This window comes from Streptomyces sp. 5-10 (assembly GCF_014712245.1).
GTDB lineage: Bacteria > Actinomycetota > Actinomycetes > Streptomycetales > Streptomycetaceae > Streptomyces > Streptomyces violaceusniger.
On the sequence record NZ_JACVYG010000151.1, the window covers coordinates 1 to 4,687 of the forward strand.

The 4,687-nt window shown below is 72.2% G+C and carries 3 protein-coding genes; all 3 read right to left on the reverse strand.

What is annotated here, in order from left to right; translation table 11 throughout:
* On the reverse strand, positions 1–769 hold a 769-nt coding region (locus tag IEJ02_RS47460), incomplete at its 3' end, for a beta-ketoacyl synthase N-terminal-like domain-containing protein (protein WP_191070453.1).
* A gap of 55 nt (positions 770–824) precedes the next feature.
* Positions 825–2,027 carry a cytochrome P450 gene (locus tag IEJ02_RS47465; RefSeq protein ID WP_191070454.1) on the reverse strand — a complete coding sequence of 401 codons (1,203 nt, stop codon included), beginning with the start codon at positions 2,025–2,027 and terminating at the stop codon, positions 825–827.
* A gap of 45 nt (positions 2,028–2,072) precedes the next feature.
* Positions 2,073–4,687 (reverse strand): type I polyketide synthase (locus IEJ02_RS47470; RefSeq protein ID WP_191070455.1); only part of this gene is annotated, 2,615 nt, incomplete at its 5' end.

Sequence of the window (4,687 nt, forward strand, 5' to 3'; positions counted from 1 at the left end):
CGGAAAACCCCGTCCCATCCGCACCCTCCCCGAACGACTTGCACCGACCATCCACCGCCAACCCCCGCTGCCGCGAAAACTCCACGAACAGCGCGGGGACCGCCTGTACCGCGACACCACCGGCCAGGGCGAGGTCGCACTCCCCGCGGCGCAGCGACTCCCCCGCCAGATGCAACGCCACCAGCGAGGACGAGCAGGCCGTGTCGACGGTGAGCGCGGGACCGTTCAGGCCGAGCGTGTAGGCGACGCGTCCGGAGATCACACTGGACACATTGCCGATCATGACCTCGGAGGCATCGTCGGCGAGCGTGTCGTAGCCCTGGTGGGAAGCGCCGACGAACACCCCGGTCGGCCTGCCGTGCAGCGTTTCCGGGACGATGCGGGCGTCTTCGAGCGCCTCCCAGGCGACCTCCAGCACGAGTCGCTGCTGCGGGTCCATCCCCCGCGCCTCGCGCGGTGAGACGCCGAAGAACGCCGGGTCGAAATCGCCCGCCCCGTCGAGGAACGCCCCGCGCTCGGTCAGGCTGTCACCCGGGTCGAGCCGCCATCCGCGGTCCCTGGGGAAGTCCGAGGTGGCGTCCACCTCGCCGGCCACCAGCTCCCACAGGTCCTCGGGGGTCCGGACCCCGCCGGGATACCGGCAGGCCATACCCACGATGGCGAGCGGTTCGGGTGTCGCGGACTCCAGCTCGCGCACCCGGGTGCGCAGGGTGTGCAGTTCCGAGGTCGCCAGCCGCAGGTAATCGCGAAGCTTGTCGTGGTCAGCCATCCGCCCGAGTCCTTGGTCGCGTGTGCTGTGTTGGGTTGACGTCGTGGTCGCGGGGTCACCAGGTGACCGGCAGCGCGCTGACGCCGTTCACCAGTCGTTCGATCCGCCACGGCACCTCGTCGGCGGGGACGGCCAGGCGCAGTGTGGGGAAGCGGCGCACCAGCGTGGTGAGCACCATCTGGAGCTCCGCCCTGGCCAGTTGGTGGCCCAGGCAGTGGTGGGCGCCGTGGCCGAAGGCTATGTGGGCCCGCGCGTCGCGGTCGAAGTCGATACGGTCGGCGTGCTCGAAGACGGTCTCGTCCCGGTTGCCCGCGGCCACGTGCACGATCACCACGTCTCCCGCCCGCACAAGGGTGCCGCCCAGCTCGACGTCCTCGGTGGCCATCCGGGGGAAGTTGCCCGCCGTGGCCAGGGGGGTGTACCGCAGGAGCTCCTCGACCGCCTGAGGCACCAGCCCCGGGTCGTCGACCAGCCGCTGCCACAGCTCGGGGCGGCTCAGCAGCAGGAAGAGGAAGTTGCCGATCTGGTTGGCCGTGGTCTCGTGTCCGGCCAGCAGCAGGGTCATGCCGAAGACGACGAGCTCTTGCTCACTGAGCCGCTGGTCCTGGTCCCTGGCCTGTATCAGCCTGCTCAGCAGGTCGTCGGCGGGGGCGGCGCGGCGCTCGGCGATGAGCTCGGCGAGGTAGGCGATGAGGCCGTCCCTGGCCTTGTTGATCAGTTCGAGGTCGGTGGAGACCACCGACATGATGTCGTCGGTCCACTGCGCGAACCTCGCGTGGTCGCCGATCGGCACACCGAGCAGACGGCAGATCACCCGCACCGGCAGGGGCCAGGTCAGTGCCTGGGCGAGGTCCGCCGTGGTGCCGTCCGCCTCGATCCGGTCGAGCAGCTCGTTGATGATCTCGTCGATCGCCGGGCGCAGCTGCTCGACCTGGCGCATGGTGAACGCCTGCGCCACCAGCCTGCGCAGCCTCGTGTGGTCGGGAGGGTCCATGGAGAGGATGGACATGTCGGTCTCGATCGCGGGCGTACTGCGCGCGACGTCCTTCCCCAGGGTGGCCGTGCGGCTGAACCGGGGGTCGGAGAGCACGACCTTGATGTCGTCGTAGCGGGTGACCAGCCAGCCCGGGCTGCCGTAGGGCATCTGCACCCTGGTCAGCGCACCGGCACGGCGGGCCCGTTCATAGCCGGGGTCCTCGTCGAGTCCGAGCTGCGGGCCGAACGGGTAGGTGTGGATCTGGTTGTCGACTGCGGTCATCGCGGGAGTCTCCTTGGGATGGGGCAGGAGCGAGGCGAGGCGGGCCTAGGCGTGGTCCTGGTCGATGAAGCTGAACATCTCCTCGTCGCTCGCCGAGGCGAAGTGGTCCGTGGCGAGTGCCGGCGGGCGTCGGCTGCTGAGCAGTGCCTCCATGCCGCCCAGCAGCGTGCCCAGCTCGTCGGGCCCCGCCTCGTCGAGCAGGGATTCCAGGCGGGCCAGCAGTTCCCCGGCGTCGGGGCCGTCACCGCCGAGCCGTCCGGCGAGGTGCTCGCCGAGCTCGGTCACGGTGGGAAAGTCGAACACCACGGTCACGGGCATGCTCAGGCCGGTGAGTTCGGTGAGCCGGTTGCGCAGCCGTACCGACGTGAGCGAGTCGAAGCCGAGTTCGCTGAAGGCACGGCGCGGGTCGACGGCCGCCGCGTCGCGGTGACCGAGCGCGTCCGCGACCTCGGCATGGACGAGGTCGCGCACCTTGGCGGTGCGCTGCGCCGCGTCGAGCCCGGCGAGCAGGGTGCGCAGGTTGGTCGCGTCGGGCCTGGGCACGGCCGCCGGACGGCGGGCCTCGGGCAGCTCGTGCAGCAGGGTGCCGAGGCCGTCGCGGGTGTGGGAGGGCACGCGGTCCCAGTCGGCGTCGAACACGGCGAGGGTGGTGTCCTCGCGGTTGAGCGCGTGTTCCAGCGCGACCAGCGCGGCCTTGGCGGGCATGGCGGTCAGGCCCATGCGGCGCAGCCGTTCGTCGCCGACCACATGTGTGGCCAGGCCCTCTCCCGCCCATGCGCCCCAAGCCACGGCCAGGGCCTGTTCACCGGCCGCCCGGCGGGAGACGGCCAGGGCGTCGAGCATGGCGTTCGCCGCCGCGTACGCGCCGAGACCGGGCACCCCGAACACCCCGGATATCGAGGAGAAGAGCACGAAGGCGGACAGGCCGCGACCGCGCGTCAGCTCGTCCAGCACCTGGGCCCCGCGCACCTTGGCCCTGGCGACCGTGGCGAAACCATCGGGGGTGAGCGTGTCCAGCACACCGTCGTCGAGGCTTGCGGCCAGGTGGAAGACGCTGGTGATGGGGTGCTCGTCGAACACGGCGGCCATCCGCTCCCGGTCGGCGACGTCCGCCGCGACGAACGTGACGCGGGTACCGGCCTGTTCGCACGCCTCGCGCAGCTCCTCGGCACCGGGCGCGTCGGGCCCGCGGCGGCTGAGCAGGATGAGGTGGTCGGCGCCACGGCCCGCCGCCCAGCGGGCGAGTTCCGCTCCGAGGCCGCCGGTGCCGCCGGTGATCAGGACCGTTCCCTCGGGTGTCCAGGCCCGGGCGGGCGCCTCGGGGGCCGCGCGGACGAGCCTGCGCCCGTACAGCCCGGTGGACCGGATCGCCACCTGGTTCTCGGCCTTCTCCTCGGTGAGCAGGGACCGCAGCCTGGCGGCCGCCGCCTCGTCCACGTCCTCGGGGAGATCGACCAGGCCGCCCCAGTGCGTGGGGTACTCCCAGGCGGCGACCCGGCCCAGCCCCCACACTCCTGCCTGGTCGACCCGCGGCCGGGGGTCGGCGGGGCCGACGGCCACCGCGGCGCGGGTGGCGATCCAGGTCGGCGTGGCCAGTCCGGCGTCGTCGAGGGCCTGCAGCATGGCCGCGGCCTCCACGGGAGTCCCGGGCATGAGGAGGACCCCGTCGGCGGGTGGCTCAGCGCGCAGCCGCTCGGCGAGCTCCGCACGCCGAGCCTCCGCCGACACCCGGACTGTCTGTTCGCCGAGCGCCCGCACGACCACGTCGGTCCATGCGGTGCCGGTGGCGCCGAGCACGAGCCAGCGTCCCGGTTCGGCTACGGCCGGGGGTTCGGGCAGCGGGGACCAGTCGATCCGGTGGCGCCAGCGGTCCGTGACGGAGGTGCGGTCACGGGGTGAGGTGACCCAGAAGTGCTGGTGCTGGAAGGCGTACGTGGGCAGGTCGACCACGCGGGCGCCGGGGTAGGCGGGCCGCCAGTCCACGGACACGCCGTGCGCGTACGCCTCCCCCAGCGCCCGGTACACGCGGTCGAGTGTTCCCTCGCCGCGTCGCAGGGTACCCAGCGCGACAGTGTCCGCCGTCTCCTCGATCGACGTGGTCAGCACCGGATGCGGACTCATCTCCAGGAAGACCCGGGACCCGTCCTCCACCAGCCCCGACACCGCACCATGGAAGTTCACCGGCTCGCGCAGGTTGGTGTACCAGTACTCCGCGTCCATGGCCGACCCGTCGATCGGGCCACCCGTCACCGAGCTGTAGACCGGGACCGTACCCACGGCGGGGGCGATCGGCCCCAGGGCCGCCAGCAACTCCTCACGAAGCTCCTGGACCGCGGGCGAATGCGAGGCGTAGTCCACCGCGACCCGCCGCGCCCGCGGCTCCCGCTCCACCAAAGCCGCCACCGCATCCGACGTCCCCGACACCACCACCGACTCAGGACCATTCACCGCCGCCACCACCAGACCATCACCAAACGGCGCGATCAGCCCCTCCACCTCGGCCAGAGGCAGCGGCAACGACACCATCCCGCCACGCCCGGCCAACTCCTGCGCGATCAGCCTCGATCGCACACACACCACCCGCGCGGCGTCCTCCAACGACAACACCCCCGCCACCACCGCCGCCGCGATCTCCCCCTGCGAATGCCCCACCACCGCCG